This window comes from Pararobbsia alpina (assembly GCF_965118125.1).
GTDB lineage: Bacteria > Pseudomonadota > Gammaproteobacteria > Burkholderiales > Burkholderiaceae > Pararobbsia > Pararobbsia alpina_A.
The window spans coordinates 1,114,084-1,132,158 of record NZ_OZ221288.1 but is presented as its reverse complement, the minus strand read 5'-3'; the positions used below and the strand labels follow the sequence as shown (position 1 = coordinate 1,132,158).

The 18,075-nt window shown below is 61.7% G+C and carries 15 protein-coding genes; 7 read left to right on the top strand and 8 right to left on the bottom strand.

The genetic code is table 11. The features are described 5' to 3' along the window. Positions 1-36 precede the first annotated feature (36 nt). The gene (locus tag ACMFWR_RS23230; protein WP_413197043.1) at positions 37-1,959 is read left to right on the top strand and encodes a beta-propeller fold lactonase family protein; all 1,923 of its coding nucleotides are present in this window, start codon (positions 37-39) and stop codon (positions 1,957-1,959) included. A 421-nt stretch (positions 1,960-2,380) separates the two neighbouring features. Then, the gene (locus ACMFWR_RS23225) at positions 2,381-3,952 is read left to right on the top strand and encodes a beta-propeller fold lactonase family protein (RefSeq protein WP_413197042.1); all 1,572 of its coding nucleotides are present in this window, start codon (positions 2,381-2,383) and stop codon (positions 3,950-3,952) included. 43 nt (positions 3,953-3,995) lie between these two features. Here the strand turns inward: ACMFWR_RS23225 and ACMFWR_RS23220 are convergent, their stop codons facing one another. Continuing rightward, positions 3,996-4,769: a GntR family transcriptional regulator gene (locus ACMFWR_RS23220; RefSeq protein ID WP_413197041.1), complete on the bottom strand. Its 774-nt coding sequence runs from the start codon at positions 4,767-4,769 to the stop codon at positions 3,996-3,998. Here ACMFWR_RS23220 and ACMFWR_RS23215 point away from each other — a divergent pair. Beyond that, a complete protein-coding gene (locus tag ACMFWR_RS23215; protein WP_413197040.1) occupies positions 4,768-4,902 on the top strand; it encodes a hypothetical protein in 135 nt (44 codons plus the stop codon). The genes ACMFWR_RS23220 and ACMFWR_RS23215 overlap by 2 nt on opposite strands. Here the strand turns inward: ACMFWR_RS23215 and ACMFWR_RS23210 are convergent. The 6 genes from ACMFWR_RS23210 to ACMFWR_RS23185 form a co-directional block, all read right to left on the bottom strand. Continuing rightward, complete coding sequence (locus ACMFWR_RS23210; RefSeq protein WP_413197039.1) at positions 4,899-6,620, bottom strand: ABC transporter ATP-binding protein; 1,722 nt, start codon at positions 6,618-6,620, stop codon at positions 4,899-4,901. The genes ACMFWR_RS23215 and ACMFWR_RS23210 overlap by 4 nt on opposite strands. Positions 6,621-6,742: 122 nt before the next feature. Next, positions 6,743-7,669 (bottom strand): ABC transporter permease, encoded by a 927-nt coding sequence (locus ACMFWR_RS23205; protein ID WP_413197038.1) that lies wholly within the window; start codon positions 7,667-7,669, stop codon positions 6,743-6,745. After that, positions 7,662-8,777: an ABC transporter permease gene (locus tag ACMFWR_RS23200; protein ID WP_413197037.1), complete on the bottom strand. Its 1,116-nt coding sequence runs from the start codon at positions 8,775-8,777 to the stop codon at positions 7,662-7,664. Before ACMFWR_RS23200 ends, ACMFWR_RS23205 begins: the two co-directional genes overlap by 8 nt. Before the next feature lie 187 nt (positions 8,778-8,964). Then, positions 8,965-10,062, bottom strand: a complete 1,098-nt coding sequence (locus tag ACMFWR_RS23195) for a BMP family ABC transporter substrate-binding protein (RefSeq protein WP_413197036.1) — start codon at positions 10,060-10,062, stop codon at positions 8,965-8,967. A 563-nt stretch (positions 10,063-10,625) separates the two neighbouring features. Continuing rightward, a complete protein-coding gene (locus tag ACMFWR_RS23190) occupies positions 10,626-11,366 on the bottom strand; it encodes a FadR/GntR family transcriptional regulator (protein ID WP_413197035.1) in 741 nt (246 codons plus the stop codon). A 263-nt stretch (positions 11,367-11,629) separates the two neighbouring features. Then, complete coding sequence (locus ACMFWR_RS23185; protein ID WP_413197034.1) at positions 11,630-12,616, bottom strand: helix-turn-helix domain-containing protein; 987 nt, start codon at positions 12,614-12,616, stop codon at positions 11,630-11,632. A gap of 157 nt (positions 12,617-12,773) precedes the next feature. Here ACMFWR_RS23185 and ACMFWR_RS23180 point away from each other — a divergent pair, with 157 nt between their 5' ends. From ACMFWR_RS23180 to ACMFWR_RS23165, 4 genes are all read left to right on the top strand, one after another. Next, positions 12,774-13,655 (top strand): iron-containing redox enzyme family protein, encoded by an 882-nt coding sequence (locus ACMFWR_RS23180; RefSeq protein WP_413197033.1) that lies wholly within the window; start codon positions 12,774-12,776, stop codon positions 13,653-13,655. Positions 13,656-13,829: 174 nt separating this feature from the next. Continuing rightward, a complete protein-coding gene (locus ACMFWR_RS23175; RefSeq protein WP_413197032.1) occupies positions 13,830-15,722 on the top strand; it encodes a DNA-3-methyladenine glycosylase 2 family protein in 1,893 nt (630 codons plus the stop codon). Beyond that, on the top strand, positions 15,715-16,233 hold the full coding sequence (locus ACMFWR_RS23170) for a methylated-DNA--[protein]-cysteine S-methyltransferase (protein WP_413197031.1): 519 nt from the start codon (positions 15,715-15,717) through the stop codon (positions 16,231-16,233). Before ACMFWR_RS23175 ends, ACMFWR_RS23170 begins: the two co-directional genes overlap by 8 nt. Before the next feature lie 193 nt (positions 16,234-16,426). Next, entirely contained in the window at positions 16,427-17,308 is an 882-nt protein-coding gene (locus tag ACMFWR_RS23165; protein ID WP_413197030.1) for a DMT family transporter, read from the top strand. Positions 17,309-17,342: 34 nt separating this feature from the next. Here the strand turns inward: ACMFWR_RS23165 and ACMFWR_RS23160 are convergent, their stop codons facing one another. Further along, on the bottom strand, positions 17,343-17,984 hold the full coding sequence (locus tag ACMFWR_RS23160) for a TetR/AcrR family transcriptional regulator (protein WP_413197029.1): 642 nt from the start codon (positions 17,982-17,984) through the stop codon (positions 17,343-17,345). Positions 17,985-18,075: the final 91 nt, after the last annotated feature.

Genomic DNA, 18,075 nt, shown 5'->3' with positions numbered 1-18,075 from the left:
GCCGAAGTGATTCGACATCCATCGACGAGGACGACCATGAAACGAAGTATTCAATGCGCGTTGGCTGTAGTGCTCGCAAGCGGGGTGAGCTTGACTGCGGGATGCGGGGGGAGTAACGGACCGGACGCCGATGTGCCGATCGCCGATACGCCCGCACGCATACCAGCAGCGCCGGACCCGGACAGCGACCTGGGGTCTGAAGGGAACGGCGAGGCAAGCATCGGCACAAGCAGCAACACCGGCAGCAACCCGAGCAGCACCGAAAGCGGGGGCGCGGTCGGTGTTAGCGCCGGTGGCAATGCGCCTGGCGGCATCGCAAAGCCGGACAGCACGTCGCCCGGCACGCCCAATGCAACTGGCAACACGTCGACTGCGTCCGACAACGGGCAATCGAACGATGCAGCGAGTCACGCCGATACCGGGCATACGAAGCCAACGGCTAGCCCATCGTCTGGCGCTGCGGCGGGTTCGACGGCCGCGGCCGGCACGCCCTCCACGGGCTCGAGTGCACCGGCCGAGAATGGCGGAACACCTCCTGCAACGATTCCGCCGGGTGACTATCCGGTCGTGGTCGACCTCGCGGGCCTCGAAGTCGGCAAGCGCGTCTCGCTCTTTCTCAACCACGACAACCTGACGGTCGTCAAAGACACCGGCAAGTTTGAGCTTCCCACGCCGGTCAGAGGCGGTACCCGCTATCACGTCTCCGTTGCCGTACACCCGGTAGGGCAACGCTGCGACGTCAAGAACGGAGCGGGGACAGCGGGCGATCGTAATGCGCCACCGGTATCGATCTCCTGTCAAAGGCGTTGGCAGATCGGTGTGAGCCGCAGTCGCGTCAAGAAGGAGATCCGGAGCTATGCCGTGAATCCGGAGGTCGGCAAGATCATGCCGCTCCAAGGTATGAAGATCACTACGGAGGGCTATCCGCATCGCATGATGCTTCATCCGAACGGTAAAACCGGCTATGTCATCGGGACCGACAACTCAGGCGGCGAATCGACGATCTCGTCGCCTTCGACGCTCGGTGGGCGGTACTTCATGAAGTTTTCAATTGATGAATCAACCGGCCGGCTTCTGCAACTACCGGCACCGCGACTCACGATGGACCATCACGCCACCGAGATGGCGTTTGGCGCGCGCGGCCGCCGGTTCTTCGTGGTCGGCAATCACTATGACAACCTGAAGCAGGACTACATCGAGGAGTACCTCGCGCTTAACTCCGCGGGGGAGATCTCGGTGTTCAGAACGTACGTGATCGACCGGTCGCCGGATAGCATTCCGACCGACAAATGCGCCCGGATGCGCAACCGTGTCGGCTCCGGCGGCGATTTGCGCGACGTGCCGGACGACCTGCGTCTCACTCCGAATGGCAAGTTTGCGTATATGGTCGATTGCGCGCCCGAGATGGATCGTGACCTCCGGCTCGTGGCGTTCGCCATCGACCCCATGTCCGGAGAGTTCAAGCGTTTCGATTTGACGGATCCCGGGGTGCGCGGCCTGCTCGACGTACGGATCGCGCTCAGCCCGCAGGGAACGTATCTGTACGCCAGTGATACGGAGGGCGTCAAGCTCCATGCATTTCGTGTGAACCGCGAGACCGGGCAACTGCAAGCGCTGCCCGGTAGCCCGTTTCCTACTGCGCCCAAGCCGGGGCGTGTGATCGTGAGTCCGGACGGCCGGTTCGTCTACGTGGTTCACCCGGACGCCAAACTGATCAGTGCGTATTCCGTGGCCAAGATGACGGGCATGCTGATGCCGGTTCAAGGTTCGCCGTTTCGCCAGAATGGTTCACCTCTGGATATGACTATCGACGCGGCACAGTCCTTCGCCTACACGCCGCTGCGTGATCAGATGGGCATCGATATCTTCAAGATCGATGACGAGACCGGCGCGCTTCGCATGTTCGAACGCGGGGCTACGCAGAACACCTATGTCGAGGAGTTCGCATTGACGCCCTGAATCCCTGAGGCGAGTCGAGGCGACGTGCTGAATTCACACCAAAACCTCGGCGGTTGGTGCGCGAGTCATCGCTGCGCGATGGATATGCGCGCCAGCCAACTCCTGCAGAAAAGGACTGGATCGACATCTTCCCGGATCCAGTTCAAACACGCGGATACGGACGGTTCCTAAAATCCATTCAGGCGACAGATTTCTTTTGTCATTTGATTTCGGGGTCCGTAGTATCCGCCGTCGAATCGTTGATCTGCTGAACTCTTTTCGTTGTGGGGTGTCCGGGCGATACCGCGTTGCCAGACGCGGAATCGCTGCATTCGACACCGTGCAATTCGTTTGACCTGCTGAATCCACCCAAGCAAATGTATCCGTCGTTCGAACGAATCGACGGCGGCTCTCGTTTGCTCTTTTAAAGCGAGGAAGATCGATGAAAAGAAGTACTCGATGGCGTTGGGGATGCTGGATGCTGGGCGGCGCTTGCGTGCTGGCCGGCTGTGGGGGCGATAACACCGGCGCTGCGCCGCCGACCGGGCACGCCGCGTCAGTAGGTGGTGCGGCGCAAGGGGTGCAGGTCGTGCCGACAGCGTCGGCCGACGTGCAGCAGGATGCACCCGAAGGGCCGCATGTCGGTGGTACGGTCACGGGGCTCGACAAGGACACCTCGCTGAAGCTCTTCAACAATCGAAGCGAGCTGCTCACAGTGTCCAAAAACGGAACCTTCCACTTCGCTTCGGAGGCTTCGACGGACGCGCCCTTTGACGTCACCGTTGCCGTCCATCCACGAGGACAGCACTGCACGGTGTCCGACGGCGTGGGTGTGGTGGGCGGCGCGACGGCCGCATCGGATATCAAGGTGGAGTGTGTGGCGCGCACGCAGTTCGCCATCGTGCGTGACAACACCTCGGAAATCCACTCCTATCGCCTGGATCCGCACAATGGTGTCGCACACTACGTGGCGGCCAACGGGCAGCCGTGGACACTCATACGTCGCCTGACGCTGAGTCGCGACGGATCGCGAGGCTATGTGATACGTCGGGGGGGCGATTACGGTACGGACGCCAACAATGCGAAATGGATCCGGCCGATCGGCACGTTCACGATTGACCTGAAGTCGGGTGCGCTCGGCAAGATCGACGACCTCAACTGGACTTCGCGGAGCGGGCGAGCACTCGACTTCTCGCTGAATCCCGTGAATAGCACGCTTAGCGTGATTCAGTTCGGCTATGCCTATGCGGACATCAAAGTCAACAGCAGCGCGGCCATCGTCGAGCGTCCGCACATGTTCCTGGGTGTGACGGGCAGTCCTTCGCCGTCACCGTCGCTTGATCGGGATAAATGCTGGGCTCGGGATTCGCGCGGGGTATCGTATATGCCCACCGGTGACGTAGTGGGCAATATGCGATCCGTGGCTCAGGGCCGACTGCACTACACGCTGGGATGCAACGCCTTGTCGGGCCTGTACACGCTTCGGGGCTATACGCACGACTACGTGACGGGAACGTATCGTCAATTCGACATCGGAGGCGATGTCCTCGACACGATGCGTTCGCCCGAGAGTTTCGACATCAACCCGCAGGAGACTTATCTCTACGCGGTCGATTCACAAGGCTCGGGGTTGGAGTTGGGGGCTTTCCGGATCGACTTGAGTTCGGGCCGTCTCAAACTGGTTCAACGTATCCGATTGTCGGATCGTCCGACCGGGGTCTTCGTCAATCACGACGGTAGCGCGGTGTATGTGCTGCATGTCGGCAACGAGAAAATCAGTGCGTTCACGGTCGACGCGTCCACGGGAGCGTTGTCGTCGGTGAAAGGCTCACCGTTCAAAGTGGGCAAGATGCCGACGGGCTTTGTCATCGATGCTTCGGAGACGTTCGCCTATGTGTCGGAAATTGGCGACGCCGCGCTCGGGGTCTATCGAATCAATCCCGAGACGAAGGCCATCGAGCGCGCAGGCATGACGCCCTATCTCGGCATCGCGGAGTTCGTGCTGACGCCTTGATCGTCTGACTGGCGACGCATCGTATAAGACACGTTTGCCCCCACTACGACACGAACGGCAGCTTCTGATCACGGGCTGCCGCGAGCATCGATAGCGTGATGCGGCGTACTTCGAGCTTGCTCTGTGTGATATGCGCGCGCAACAGGATGCTGGCTTCCTGGATCCGGCTGCGCTCGAGCAGATAGAGCATTTTTGCGTGCTCGTCGTACGTCGCACTGGTGCGGTGGGGTTTGACGAAGTCGAGTCGCCGCACGATACGAATGCGTTCGGTCACCTCGTTATGCACCCGAAGCATTTCGTTGTTGCCCGTCGCGGCGACGAGCTGACGATGAAAGTCTTCGTCCATGCCGAACATGGTGACCGGATCGCTCTCGCGTTCCGTGAGGTCGATGCACCAGATTGACTTGAGGGTGTCGATCGCGGCATGCGGTGCGTCGCCCGCGGCAATGCGCTCGAATGCGGCGAGTTCGAGCACGATGCGCAGGTCGTAGAGCTGGTCGAGTTGCTCGAAGTTGATCTGCGCGACTTTCCAGCCGCGCCGGAAACCGACTTCAAGGTATCCCTCTCTTTGCAAACGGAACAGGCCATCGCGCATGGGGGTGCGCGATACCCCGTAGTACTGCGCGATGCCGTTCTCGGAGAAGCGATCGCCGGGAAGGAGCCTGAAGCTGAAAATGTCCTGTTTGAGTTGTTGGTAGACCTGTTCGGCAAGCGGGTTGGCTGCGTTGGCCGCGGCCACTGCATTCACGGCACTGGCTACGCCCGCCTCAAGTTTTGTGTCGCCTGTCTCGTCTTGTGCGAGATCGGTGTTGTCCATGGATGGCATCCCTGATTCGATTGGTGCAAATGGTGCGATCGGTCTGTTTGCTGCAATGGGTCTGTCTGTTGCGATGAGTCTGAAGCTGCTTTACAGGTGCATCGAAATGGCGCTGTGCCGCCTGGTCCGCTAAGCCGGCGAGCCGACCGGTTCGGCATGAAAGCCGCCAACAGCAGGGTCTTCCCCGTGACCCGCCATGTGTCGCCCGAGCACCGCGCGCTCTGCGCCTTCTGCCGGGGTTTCGTACACGAGCCGGCCCTCGGCGATCACAAGCAGCCGGTCGGCGAGCTCGAGGATTTCGTCGAGATCTTCGCTGACGAGCAAGACGGCAGCGCCCGCGTCGCGCGCAGCAAGCAGCCGCGCATGGATGTCGGCAACGGATGCGAAGTCGAGGCCGAACACCGGGTTCGCCACGATCAGCACATCGACAGGCTGACCCAGCTCGCGCGCGAGCACGGCGCGCTGGACATTCCCGCCTGACAGCGTGCCGATCGCGCGCTCGGGTGCGGGCGGTCTGACGTTGAAATCGCGGATCAGTTGCAGCGCGCGTTCACGGATCGCACGACGGTTCAGACGCCATCCCCCTGAGCGCATCGGTGCGCGGTCGAAGTCACGAAGGGCCATGTTTTCTGCGACGCTCATGTTCGCTACGCATGCATTCCGCAGGGGCTCTTCGGGGATCGCAAACAGCTTGCGCTGTGTCATCTCCGTACGTGTTGCGTGGTAGGGCGCACCGGCAACCGTCATCTCGCCGCTCGTGAGCTTGCGTTGTCCGACCAGGGCCTCGACCAGTTCCTTTTGTCCGTTACCCGACACCCCGGCAAGCCCCACGATTTCTCCCGATCGCACGTGCAGGGAGGCGTCCTTGACGGCGCGGTGTCCGCGGTCGTCGTCGATCGATACGTGACGCAGCTCGAGACGGATGGGCGCACGCGGATCAACCGGACGACGCGGCGCGCGTTCCGAAGTGATTTCGGCGAGGACGGCGGAATTCGGAGGTCCGCCTGGTGTTGCCGTACCCATCATCCAGCTTGCCAGCTCTTGCCGATTTGTACTCGCGACGGATGCGGATCCGACGAGCCGGCCCTTGCGCAGCACGGTCACGTCCTCGGCGTAGTCCATGACCTCGCGGAATTTGTGCGTGATCATCAGCACGCTGAGTTCGCCGCGTGAAGTCAACTCGCGCATCAAGCCAAGCACTTCATCGGCTTCCTGCGGTGTGAGTACCGATGTGGGTTCGTCGAGAATCAGAAACCGCTGTTGCAGATAGAGCTGCTTGAGTATCTCGAGCTTTTGCTTTTCCCCCGCCGCAAGCCCGGACACCGGCGCATCGAGCGGCAATCGAAATGGCATGCGCGCCATGAAGTCGGTGAGCGCTGCGCGCTCCGCGGCCCAGTCGATGCGCCACGGCAAGCGTCCTCGCGTCAGTAACAGATTCTCTTCGACGGACAAGCCGGTCGCGAGCGTGAAGTGCTGATACACCATGCCAATGCCGAGCGCCTGTGCGTCACGCGGCGAGCCGATATGCACTTCGCGTCCATCTGCCGTGATCTGGCCGGCGTCGAGCAGGCCGTAGCCGACGAGGCCCTTGACGAGCGTGCTCTTGCCCGCGCCGTTTTCGCCGAGCAACGCGTGAATGGTGCCGGGCCGTACCTTCACGGACACCTGATCGAGCGCAACAAACGCGCCGAAGCGTTTGGTCGCGCCGAGCACTTCGATGCCAAGCGCGCGTGGTGCATTAGCGCGTACGGGATTGATCGCGCCGGGCAACAGCGCCGGGGCGTCGGCGAGGGGAAGCGCGCCAAGCAGAGGCGTCGATCGCTTCTCAGACCGGGTGATATCGCTCGACATGACGCACCTCCTTTCAGCGGGTAAGGCTCGACTAACGGGTGATGCTCGATCAACACCTGAGGCTCATTGAGCACCTGAACTTCAATTGCGGCCTGCGGTTCAATTGAGAACTTCGGGCCCAGCTAACGCGTCAGGCTGAGTTCCCCTGGTGCACCCGCCAGCGTGCGATCCGGACGGCAATTGATGATCATCAGCGCGAGCGTCAGCACATAAGGCGCGGCGTTGTAGAGGTAGTAGCCATGTGTCACGCCAACCGCTTGCAACGCAGGCCCAAGCGCGCCGGCTGCGCCGAACAGCAACGCCGCGTACAGGCACTGTATCGGCTGCCAGCGCGCGAAGATAACGAGCGCCACGGCCATCAGACCTTGTCCGCTCGATAGCCCTTCGTTCCAGCTACCCGGATAAACGAGCGACAGATACGCGCCGCCAATGCCCGCAAAGCAACCGCCGACTGCCGTCGCCGCGATACGGATTCTTGTGAGCGGATAGCCCATCGCCCGCGCGGTCTCGGCGTGATCGCCGACCAGCCGCAGTGTCATGCCCCAGCGCGTGCTGCGCAGGCCCCATTGAAGGACGATCGACAACACGATGCCGATCACAAACAGCGGATTGATATGCAGTGCGTTGTGCAACTGAGGCGAAGTCGACCACGCACCGAGATCGATTGACGGCAGCATCGGCGCCTGCGGTTCGATAAACGGCTTGCCGAGGAAGAACGCGATGCCTGTGCCGAGCAGCATCAACGCGATGCCGAAGGCGATATCCGACACACGCGGCAACGAGCAGACGAGTCCGTGCAGGCAGCCGAACAGCAGGCCGACACCCCCGGCGACAAGTACACCGAGCCACGGTGAACCGAGCAGATAACTCGCCGCATAGCCGCTCATCGCACCCGAGACGAGGATGCCTTCGAGTCCGAGGTTCACGCGTCCGCCTTTCTCGGTCAGGCATTCGCCAAGGCTCACAAACAAGTAGGGCGTGCTGACGCGAATGGCGCCCGCAAACAGCGAGAGCACAAGCACGACGACAGGCGATTGCATATCAGGCATGAGAGGCCTCCGGTTGGGCAGGGAGTGCGGTCTCGGCAATCGCCTGCAATGCGACGCGCCAGGCTGCCATGCGTCCGCCGAGCGCTTCCCATGCGAGCAGGTTGGCGAACAGGAGTCCCTGAAGCACGAGCGTGGTCGCATCGGGCAGACCGAGGCGCCGTTGCAGCAGACTGCCGCTTGCTTCGATACCGCCGATCATGATCGCGCAGGCAATGATGGCGAGCGGGTTCTGGCGCGCGGCAAAGGCCACGAGGATGCCGCTATAGCCATAGCCCGCAAGCAAGGACGCATTCGCGCTGCCCTGAACAGCGGCCACCTCGAACATGCCCGCAAGGCCCGCGGCGCCCCCACCGAGTGCGCAGGCTCCAAGTGCAAGCTTGCTGACGGGCAGACCGACCAGACGCGCCGCGCGATGGTTACCGCCGACGATACGCATCGCGAAACCCTGGGTGCTATGTCTGACGAACACCCAGGCGGCGATACACGCGAGCACACCCCATAGCAGGCCCCAGTGCATTTCGAGTCCTGGCATCGAGCCGATCGCCAAAGCGTCTGGAATCGGTAATGTCGAGGGTTTGTTCAGGCTCGCCGGATCGCGAAGCGGACCCTCAACGAGATGCTTGAACACGGCGATTGCGATATACGCCATGAGCAGGCTGCTGATCGTCTCATTGACGCCGCGTAGTTGCCGCATTGCGCCGACCGCACCGATCCAGAGCCCGCCCGCGATAATGCTCGCGATGCCCATCAGCGGTATCGCGATGAGCCAGGATGTGCCTGCCGGCAAGCATTGCGGCACAACGGCCGCACTGAGCCCGCCAAGCGCAAGCGCGCCTTCACCACCAATGACGACGAGGCCAACTTGCGCGGGCAACGCGACGCACAGAGCAGTCAGCATCAATGGCGCCGCACGCAGCAGCGTGCTTTGCCATGCGAAAGAAGACCCGAACGCACCCTTGAAAATCAGGCCGATCGCATCGAGCGCCGATGCGCCCTGCAAGAGCGGGAAGATCGAGAACAGCACCAGCGTGCCCGCGATTGCGAGCACCGTCGGCAAGGCGGGCAGCACACCCAGAATCAGGCGCGCGGAAGTCGGGCCAGGGCGCATGGCGGCTCCTTAGCTTGAATGGCGATGACGTTCGGTATAGAGCGTTTTGCGGGGCAGGGATGCGAGGCAGCAAAGCCTGCACCCCGAGCCCCCAAAGCAGAAACGCTCGATAGAGCGAGACTCATTTCGAAGGGCGGCTCATGACAACGATCGACCCAAATCAACGAGTGACTCATGACGACGCGCCTCAGATCTGGCCAACGACACCGTCGACGAGGTAGTTCATGCTCTCGAGCGTGAAATCGGTCTGGATATGCGTGGTGCCGCTTGCGATGGCGACGCCACCCTTGTTGTCTTTCATGGGTCCCTTGAAGATCACGAAGTCGCCTGCAACCATCTTGGCCTTGATGCTGTCGGCATTGGCCTTTGCGTCGGCCGCGACCTTCGCGCCATAGGGCGACATCTTCACGTAGCCTTCCTTGAGGCCGCCGCGCATGATGTTTTGCTGTGCCTTGCCCGCTTGAGCATCGGCGACGAGCGCCTTGTACGGTGTGGCCCAATCCCATTCGGCGCCCGTCAGGTAGCCGTTGGGGGCCAGTGCTGCCTGGCTTGCGTGATAACCGCAGCTCATCGCACCGCGTTTCTCGGCGGTTTCGATGACGACCTTCGGACCGTCGACGTGGCACGTCAGTACATCGCAGCCCTGATCGATCAGACTGTTTGTCGCCTCGGCTTCCTTCACGGGCATCGACCAGTCTCCCGTGAAGATCACGTGCGTGGTGATCGACGGGTCGACCGATTGCGCGCCGAGGGTAAATGAATTGATGTTGCGCAGGACCTGCGGGATCGGCTTGGCGGCTACAAAGCCGAGTTTCTTCGACTTCGTCGAGTGTCCCGCGACGACGCCATTGAGGTACTGGCATTCGTCGATATAGCCGAAGTAGCTTGTGATGTTGGCGGGGTTGCCTTGTTTCCAGAGCCCGCCGCAATGCGCGAAACGCACGTTGGGATACTTCGCCGCCATCTTGAGCACGTGAGGATCGAAATAGCCGAAGGACGTCGCGAAGATCAGCGTCGCGCCATCCTGCTCGATCATCGCTTCCATCGTTTTCTGAACTGCAACGGTTTCAGGCACATTTTCTTCTTCGACGACCTTCACGTTCGGCAGTTTCTTGATCACGCCGGCCGCCGTGGCCTGGGCCTGGTTGTAGCCGTAGTCGCCGCGTGCGCCGACGTAGATCACGCCCACCGTCAGCGGCGTGGCCGCGAACAACGACTCGAACGGCAGCGCCGTACCGAGCGTCAACAGACCTGCTTGCTTGAGGAAACTGCGGCGATTCGTCATGGCGGTATCCGTGTGTGTCGGTGAGGGGGTGACGCATTCGAGGGGCTATCGACTTGCCATCGACGACTTGCAATCGAGGCGCAATCCAGCGTGTGCGAATGAAACGCTCGCGAATCGAAAGTGCGAGCAAGCCCACGGCGGCTGTCTCGACAGCACCGATGCGTTCAATCTTGAATACAAGATGCGACGCTCAAAGCACGACTGATGCCAACGCGTATTCAGACGCAGTTGGGGAGGGCGCAACGCCTTGCGCGGCGCGGGTTTCGTGTCAATCAGGAAAAGGCGCGGCTAGCTCGTTACGCGTCGAGCCAGGGCGACCGGTGCGATTGATGGTTGTGCATCGATCCCCAGAACGGGGCGTGCGTGAACGCGGATGGGGGCGGAGGGATGCAACGAGGGCTGCGGGGGATGCGACGAGAGATGCGAGGCGGCGAGAGATGGGGGCACAGCAAGAGATGCGGGCACAGCGAGAGGTGCGGAGATGGTGAGGGGATGCAGCGGGAAAGGTGGGATACGCGGAAGAAGGCGCATGACCGATCGGTCATGCGCCTGCACATGGCTGTTTACCGCGAACGCGAGTTGATCAGGTACTCCACGTCTTCGCACATATGCGAAAGCAGCGAGCGCATCGCGGCTTCTGCGCGATCCGCATCACGCGCTTCGATGGCAACGACCACCTTGCGATGTGCCTCGATGACCTGGTCACCCATCTGCGGCAATGCGCGTTGTGCCTTGCTCACCAGACCGAGTGCTGCACGAACGATCGGCGCCATCTGGTCGAAGAAGCGGTTGTTGCTGGCTTTGAGGATGGCCGCATGCAGGTTTTCGTCGACCGTCATGAAGACAGGGTCGTCTACCTTGTGCTTTTCGAAGATCGCGAACGCTTCATGAATCGCGGCGAGGTCTTCGGGGGTCGCGCGTTCGGCCGCGAGTCGCGCCGCACGCACTTCGATCTCGACGCGAAAGTCGACCAGATCGCGCATGAATTCGTCTTCGGGCGTCCGCAGGAATCGCCATTCGACGACGTCGCGGTTGAGCACTTGCCATTCGCGCATGGGGCGCGCGCGCGTGCCGGTCTTGGTTCGCACGTCGAGCATGCCGCGCGATACGAGCATCGACAGTGCCTCACGCATGACCGTTCGGCTTACTTCGAACTCGCGCGCAAGTTCATCCTGCGTGGGCAACGTCTCTCCGGCATAGAGGCCGGAGACGATATTGCGTGCGAGCCGCTGAACGGTCTGTTCGACGAGCGAGGCAGGCCGTTCGACGCGGTGCGTGGAAGGCGCTTCGGAGTACGGAGTCATTGTTTAAACGATCACTAAATTTCAGCTCTGCGATGCAGCCTCTCTGACAACCTGCACCTGCATCCATTCAAGCGTGCGCGACAGGTTGCGTCAACGCTCTTTAGCCTGAAAGGGTAAACGCCTGAATCCGGACGACCGTCCAAAACGTACGCCCGGCGCGCCGCACTTGTTTGCGGACCCGCCGGATTGTGCATGTCGGGACTTTCGTGCGCAAGCGGTTTGGCACACCAAGTGCCGTCTCGCGACATCGCACGCCGTCATTTTTATGAATTGTTCTCGGACAAGCGTCGCCAGTTGCCGGGTGACATGCCGTATCGGCGGGTAAACACACGGGTGAAATGAGCCGCATTGGCGAAGCCGCAACGATAAGCTAGTGAAGCAATACTCAGGCGCGCGAGCCTTGTGTCTTCGAGTTGAACCCGGCCGAGCTCGAGCCGCTTTTCTAAAACATAGTGTGAGAAGCGCAGTTGCCTTTCGGCGAACAAAGCGTAAACGGACCGAGTGGACAGGTTCAGCGCCCGCGCGCAACTGGTCGGCGACAGGTCGTTATGCGTGAGGTAAGCATCGATGTGCGCGACAAGGGTTTGCCAGCGCCGTTCGGTCGCGAGGGCGCGCACCGGGGCGGGCAGTGCCGGCGCATGGGTCATGCAGTATGTCGTGGCGAGCAGCAACAACAGCGACTGTTCGAGCGCGGCCACGGGTTCGAAGGTGGCCTCGAAAAAGCACGGCACGAGTTGCTCGACAAACGTGTGAACCACGCGCGCAAATCGTGAACTGCTCGGGCACACGCGAGGGCCGATGCGTGTCACGGCACCGAGATGACCCTCCAGGCGTTCACGCGGCACGCGCAGCGCAACCAGGCGTGACGGGCCCTCGAAGCGCACGCTCGACGGGTGGGCCGTGCTGCGAAACGAAATGTCTCCGGGGCCGAATCGAAGGCGTACGCCGTCTTGTTCGATCTCTCCGACACCCTCGAGTACGACGTGGATCAGAAAGCCTTCCTGCTTGTCGCGAGGCAGGTGTTCGCGCCGGTGAGCGATCTCCTGGGGCGCAACCGACAGAAAAGCGATGGCGCCGCCGCCGAGCAGGCGCGAGATCCCGAGTTCGCCGATCGCCAGCGTCGTCGAGGTCTGCACCTGTCCGGGCAGCATGGATTCGGTCAGCAGCGACTGCCAGCTGACGAGATCGTCGGCGCGCTCGTGCAGACGCTCGGGTAGCACGGGCACGATCGTCGTTTCGGATTCGGCCATCGATTCCCCCGGAGTCAGTCTTCCCGGACACTCAATTGCGGGCGCCGATTCTACTTCAGCGTGAGAAAACAATTCCCTGCACGCTCAGACAAATCAAGGGGGCTGGGTCTGGATAAGCTGGAGCCGGACAGTTTCAAACAGCGATTAAAGCGCTGATTTGCAAGGATTGTTCCACGGCTGTCGGATTTTTCTGTCCGGCGATTCGCTATTCCTTATCAAGGAGAAGATTTTGACTACCACCGCCCTGAACCGGTCGTCAGATATTCAGACGCTCACGGCGAGCGCCGTCCACACCGGCCCGCACGCCTTACCGGCGAACACGGCCGCACTACTCAAACTTCGTGAAGAGTTGATTACGCGTCATCCGGTAAACGACTTGATGCGTGAAAATCCCCGGGCTCTGCTTCAGTTTTTCGAGCTTTATGGGCACTTTGCGTATGGATTTGCGCCATTCGTGTGCACACTATTTACCGCGCTTAAAGGGCAACGCGCGAAAGCATTTATTTACGATAACTTGCTGGATGAAATGGGTTGTGTCGGCGGACAGGCTACAGCCTGGGATAACCAACATGGAGAGTTGTATCGCCGTTTCATCACGACGTTGCGTCGTACCGATGTGTATCGCAGCTATTTGAGCGAATCGGACACGGCGGCGCTCGACGCGGCATCGCGGCGACTATCGCATCAGGCTTATGCCACGTATTACGAATTGATTGCCGAAGGCAACGATGCGCAAAGCGTGGGTGCGTTCTCGGGCGTCGAGGGCTGGGTGGCGGCCGAGTACCCGTTCTGGCGTGACTGCCTCGCATCGCTGGGCAGTGATATGCGCTTTGTCGATCTGCGCACGATCGAGATCCATTGCGAGGCCGATGTCGAGCATGCGCGCGTGCTCGATGAGCTGATCAGTGAATACGCGGCTGGTGAACAGACAGCTGATGTGCATCGCGGGCTGCTGCGCGGGATCGAGATCTCGCAGACGCTGTTTGCGGGCATGCAGGTCGAAATGGCGCGGAGTCCGGCGTTGGAGATGGCGGGTTAGGTGAGAGGCCTTCGAACGCTCGTGCATAACACGGGCTCCTGAGCCGTCGTCGATACCGCGATGACGGTGGCAGGGGGACGCGGGCGTGCGCCGGTGACGGCCCACGCCCGTATTCCGATACTGATGTCCGAAAATGGCCAGACAGGTTCCGGGGCGTGGCATAGAGTGACGTCCATGGAACTCGATCAGACAGCCCTCTATCAGGCCGTGTGCGCACGGGACCGCCGCTTCGACGGCTGGTTCTACGTCGGCGTCACCTCCACTGGCATCTACTGCCGGCCCGTTTGCGCCGTGCGCACGCCGCAAGCGCGAAATTGTCAGTTTTTTGACACGCAGGCAGCCGCCGAAAAGGCCGGCTTCCGGCCGTGCCTGCGTTGCCGTCCCGAACTCGCTCCGGGGCTCGGCGTGCTCGACGTGTCGAAGCGGCTCGCGCACGCGGCGGCGTCGTTGATCGACGAAGGCTTTCTCGCCAATACCGACCTCGCCGCGCTGGCTGAGCGCGTGGGCGTATCCGAGCGGCATCTGCGACGCATCTTTCTCGCCGAGTTCGGCGTGACCCCCGTCGAATATGCGCAGACGCAGCGCTTGCTGCTTGCGAAGCGGCTGTTGACGGATACCTCGATGGAACTCAGCGAGATCGCGTATGCGGCGGGTTTCGGCAGTGTGCGGCGGTTCAATTCGCTTTTTCTAAGCCGTTACCGGCTCGCGCCCGGGCGGTTTCGCAAGGCCACGGACGACAAGGGTCCGGGTACACGAGACTCGGGTGGCAACGGGAACGCGCGAGACCCCAGCGGCAATATCCGGTTCGAACTCGCTTATCGTCCGCCGTACGCGTGGGATGCGGTGCTCGGCTTTCTCGCACATCGGCAGATCGAAGGCGTGGAGTCGATTGAGCACTCTTGCTATCGGCGCGTGGTGAGCTTCGAGGGTCCGCAAGGCGTCTGCACTGGATGGGTCGAGGTGCGCAACCTGCCCGGGCGCAGCGCCGTCGAGGTGGTGATGTCGACCGCGCTGTCGTCTGTCGTGCCTGCGGTGCTCGCGGGGATGCGTCGTGTATTCGATCTCAATTGCCGGCCGGACATCATTGATCCGGTGCTCGGTGAGCTGGCCGCGGACTTGCCCGGCATGCGCGTGCCCGGAGCCGTCGACGGATTCGAGATCGCAGTGCGCGCGGTGATCGGTCAGCAGATCTCGGTGCTGCACGCACGCAAGATTCTGGCGCGTTTCTCCGAGGCCTTCGGGCGGCGGCTTGATGATGATCAGGCGACTGATGTTCAGGCAGCTGATGATAAGCCGACTGATGGAATCGCTGCGTCACGTCGGCCACGTCTCGCTGTTGTGAAGGTCGCAGCAGGTGCGCGAGTCGATGGATCGGCCGATGCTGAAACAGCGATCTCTTCACCGGTGCGTGTGGCGTTTCCGACGGCGGCGAGTTTTGCGGAAGCGGGTGTCGAGCGTCTGCGCGAAGTCGGCGCATTGACGCAGGCGCGCGCGCAGACGCTTCATGCGTTGGCCGTCGAGGTCGCGTCCGAGCGGCTTCGCCTGGCGCCGCTCGAACCGCTCGAGCCGACGATCAACGGCCTGCTGGCCATCAAGGGCATCGGCGACTGGACCGCGCAATACGTGGCGATGCGTGCGTTGTCGTGGCCGAACGCGTTCCCTGCGGGCGATCTCATCATTCGCAAGCAACTCGGTGTCGAGACCGCTGCCGAAGCGACCGAGATCGCGACGCAGTGGGCGCCGTGGCGCGGATACGCGATCGTGCATCTGTGGCGTCATTTCGAACGGGCCAAGCAAGCGCTGGCCGATGCCAAGGCCGCGACGCTTGTGGCCAAGCCACGACGCGCACGTGTCAAAAGTGTGAGCGCGTCGGCGGAACAGATTCAACGTGATGCTTCGGATATAGCGACGGAGGCCAAGCTGCGAAAAGCACGCGGTACCCGAACGTCCGCCCAGGCCGAACAGGTTCAACCCGATGCTCCGGACCCGGCGTCGACGGCGAGAGCGCGACGCGTGCGCGGCGCCGGTTCGAAGTCATCACATGAGCAGGAGGACACCCATGCCTAGCTACGATTTGATGGAAGGCCCGCTCGGCGAGATGCTCATTTCGGTCGAGGGCGAAGCATTGATGGGACTTTGGTTTTTAAATCAGAAGTACGCGCCGGTTCTCAAGGGCTGGCGACACGCTCCGGATCATCCTGTGCTGCGCGCGACGCGCGAGCAGATGGAGGCGTACTTCGCAGGCGAGCTGTCGACGTTTTCTTTACCGCTCGCACCACGGGGCACGCCGTTCCAGGAGAGTGTCTGGCAGGCGTTGCTGACGATCGAATACGGCGCGTTGTCGACCTACGGGGATATCGCCTTGCAGATCGGCCTTCCGAAAGAGAAGGCACGCGCGGTGGGCGGGGCGGTCGGGCACAACCCGATCAGTGTGATCGTGCCGTGCCATCGGGTGGTCGGACACTCGGGCGCGTTGACGGGTTATGCAGGTGGCCTCGATCGCAAGGAAAAGCTGCTCGCACTCGAAAAGCGCGGCGTAGCGGACCGGCGTCCGGCGTTCGATCTGACGGGCGGGTGATCGGGTCCGGCAGATGCGGACCTGGGGTGCGGACCTGAGGTGCGGCAGGAGTGGGCGCATCACTGTTCTGTCATAGGCTCCGTGGCAGAGGCATATGTCCCGGCACTGCGGCAGGACTTACGCCAAGGCCCGGTGTCTGGCCCGTTGCCGAGTCCCGTACAATTTATCCTTTCAATTGCTTGACGGTGCGGGAATGAATCGCAACACAGTCGAATTGCTGGTGCTGGCCGCCCTCTGGGGCGGGTCGTTCTTGTTTATGCGTGTGGCCGCGCCTGAGTTCGGGCCGGTCGTCATGATTGCGCTGCGTGTCGGCATCGCGGCTTTGATGCTTGCACCGATGATCGTGTTCGATGGCACTGCGCGGTCGGAAATCCGGCGCGCCTGGAAGCCGTTGCTGGTCGTCGGCATCACCAACTCGGCGCTGCCGTTCTGTATGTTCGGTTACTCGATGCTGTACCTGAACGCGGGCTTCGACTCGATTCTCAATGCGACGACGCCGCTCTGGACGGCAGCCATCGCTGCGATCTGGTTCCGCGTGCCGCTCACGCGTACGTCGGTGCTGGGGCTTGTATTGGGCATCGGGGGCGTCGCGGTGCTGGTGTCCGATACCTTGACGTTGTCGAGCGGCACGATCCCGAGCGCGATCGGCGCCGTGCTCGTCGCGACGCTGTCATATGGTTTCGCTGCGAACTATTCGAAGCGGCATCTCGTCGGTGTCAGGCCGATGACCGTTGCCTTCGCAAGTATGTTCTTCGCGACATTGATCCTGACGGTGCCCGCGTTGCTGACGTTGCCGCAGGCGCCTGTCTCGGCGCGCGCATGGGGCGCAACGATCCTGCTGGGGTTGCTGTGCACGGGCGTGGCATACGTGCTGTATTTCCGGCTGATCGCGCATGTCGGCGCTGCGCACGCCGCATCGGTCACGTTCCTGATCCCGATCTTCGGCATGATCTGGGGCGCCGTGTTCCTTGGCGAACACGTGACGGCGATGATGATCGTCGGCTGTGTCGTGATTCTGCTCGGCGCGGCACTCATCACCGGCCGCATCAAGCTGCCGCAAACGCGGTCGGTGTAGTCCACGCGCTATGCAACCGCACAGGTCGTCCCGGTCAGGCCCGTTTGTGCGACTTGCCTTTGATGACCGCCAATTCCATCAGCGAGTCGACAAACAACGAGAGGATCGACTCGGCCTGCGCGGCATTCATGTCCTGCGGGGTCGACAGCATAAATAGCGTGACCCCTTCCACGAGACTCATAAAGCCCATGGCCATCTCTTCAGGCGAGGCCGGCGGCTGGACGCCCACGCGCCCATAGAAATATTCGATGAACTTCGCGATCTGCATACGCTTTTCCTGCATCAGCGCAGAAAGCTTCACGCGGAACTTCGCGTCGCGCGCCGCCGCCATGCGTGCCTCGGTCCAGTTCATGAAGCACTCGTTATCGCGATAGAGCTGGCTATACATCTCGCGCGTTCGCTCTTGTAACTGATCGACGGGAATATCGTCGCTCAGCAACGCATTCATCTCATCAGTGGCTTGCTGATGATCGCGGCGCAGCAATTCAATAAACAGATCATTCTTGCCGCCGAAGTTCGAATAGAACGCACCGCGCGTGTAACCGGCGGCGTCGGCGATGTCCTCGACGCTCGTGGCGGCGAGTCCTTTCTTGGCGATGAGCTTCTCAGCCGCGTCCAGCAGGCGCTGGCGCGTCTGGTCTCGGCTTTCTTCTCTTGTTAAGCGTTTGCGGGTCATGGCTCGGATCGTAGCACATACATGTCCAAATCCAAGTTCGGGATTGAATTGAGATACAACTGTGTATTAAGATGCGTGCATGTATTTCCTT

Coding starts and splice junctions, on each gene's coding strand:
- ACMFWR_RS23225 (WP_413197042.1), top strand. CDS start 2,381: ATGAAAAGAAGTACTCGATGGCGTTGGGGATGCTGGATGCTGGGCGGC.
- ACMFWR_RS23215 (WP_413197040.1), top strand. CDS start 4,768: ATGGATGGCATCCCTGATTCGATTGGTGCAAATGGTGCGATCGGTCTG.
- ACMFWR_RS23190 (WP_413197035.1), bottom strand. CDS start 11,366: ATGACTCCGTACTCCGAAGCGCCTTCCACGCACCGCGTCGAACGGCCT.
- ACMFWR_RS23210 (WP_413197039.1), bottom strand. CDS start 6,620: ATGTCGAGCGATATCACCCGGTCTGAGAAGCGATCGACGCCTCTGCTT.
- ACMFWR_RS23175 (WP_413197032.1), top strand. CDS start 13,830: ATGGAACTCGATCAGACAGCCCTCTATCAGGCCGTGTGCGCACGGGAC.
- ACMFWR_RS23165 (WP_413197030.1), top strand. CDS start 16,427: ATGAATCGCAACACAGTCGAATTGCTGGTGCTGGCCGCCCTCTGGGGC.
- ACMFWR_RS23230 (WP_413197043.1), top strand. CDS start 37: ATGAAACGAAGTATTCAATGCGCGTTGGCTGTAGTGCTCGCAAGCGGG.
- ACMFWR_RS23185 (WP_413197034.1), bottom strand. CDS start 12,616: ATGGCCGAATCCGAAACGACGATCGTGCCCGTGCTACCCGAGCGTCTG.
- ACMFWR_RS23195 (WP_413197036.1), bottom strand. CDS start 10,062: ATGACGAATCGCCGCAGTTTCCTCAAGCAAGCAGGTCTGTTGACGCTC.
- ACMFWR_RS23160 (WP_413197029.1), bottom strand. CDS start 17,984: ATGACCCGCAAACGCTTAACAAGAGAAGAAAGCCGAGACCAGACGCGC.
- ACMFWR_RS23220 (WP_413197041.1), bottom strand. CDS start 4,769: ATGGACAACACCGATCTCGCACAAGACGAGACAGGCGACACAAAACTT.
- ACMFWR_RS23205 (WP_413197038.1), bottom strand. CDS start 7,669: ATGCCTGATATGCAATCGCCTGTCGTCGTGCTTGTGCTCTCGCTGTTT.
- ACMFWR_RS23170 (WP_413197031.1), top strand. CDS start 15,715: ATGCCTAGCTACGATTTGATGGAAGGCCCGCTCGGCGAGATGCTCATT.
- ACMFWR_RS23200 (WP_413197037.1), bottom strand. CDS start 8,777: ATGCGCCCTGGCCCGACTTCCGCGCGCCTGATTCTGGGTGTGCTGCCC.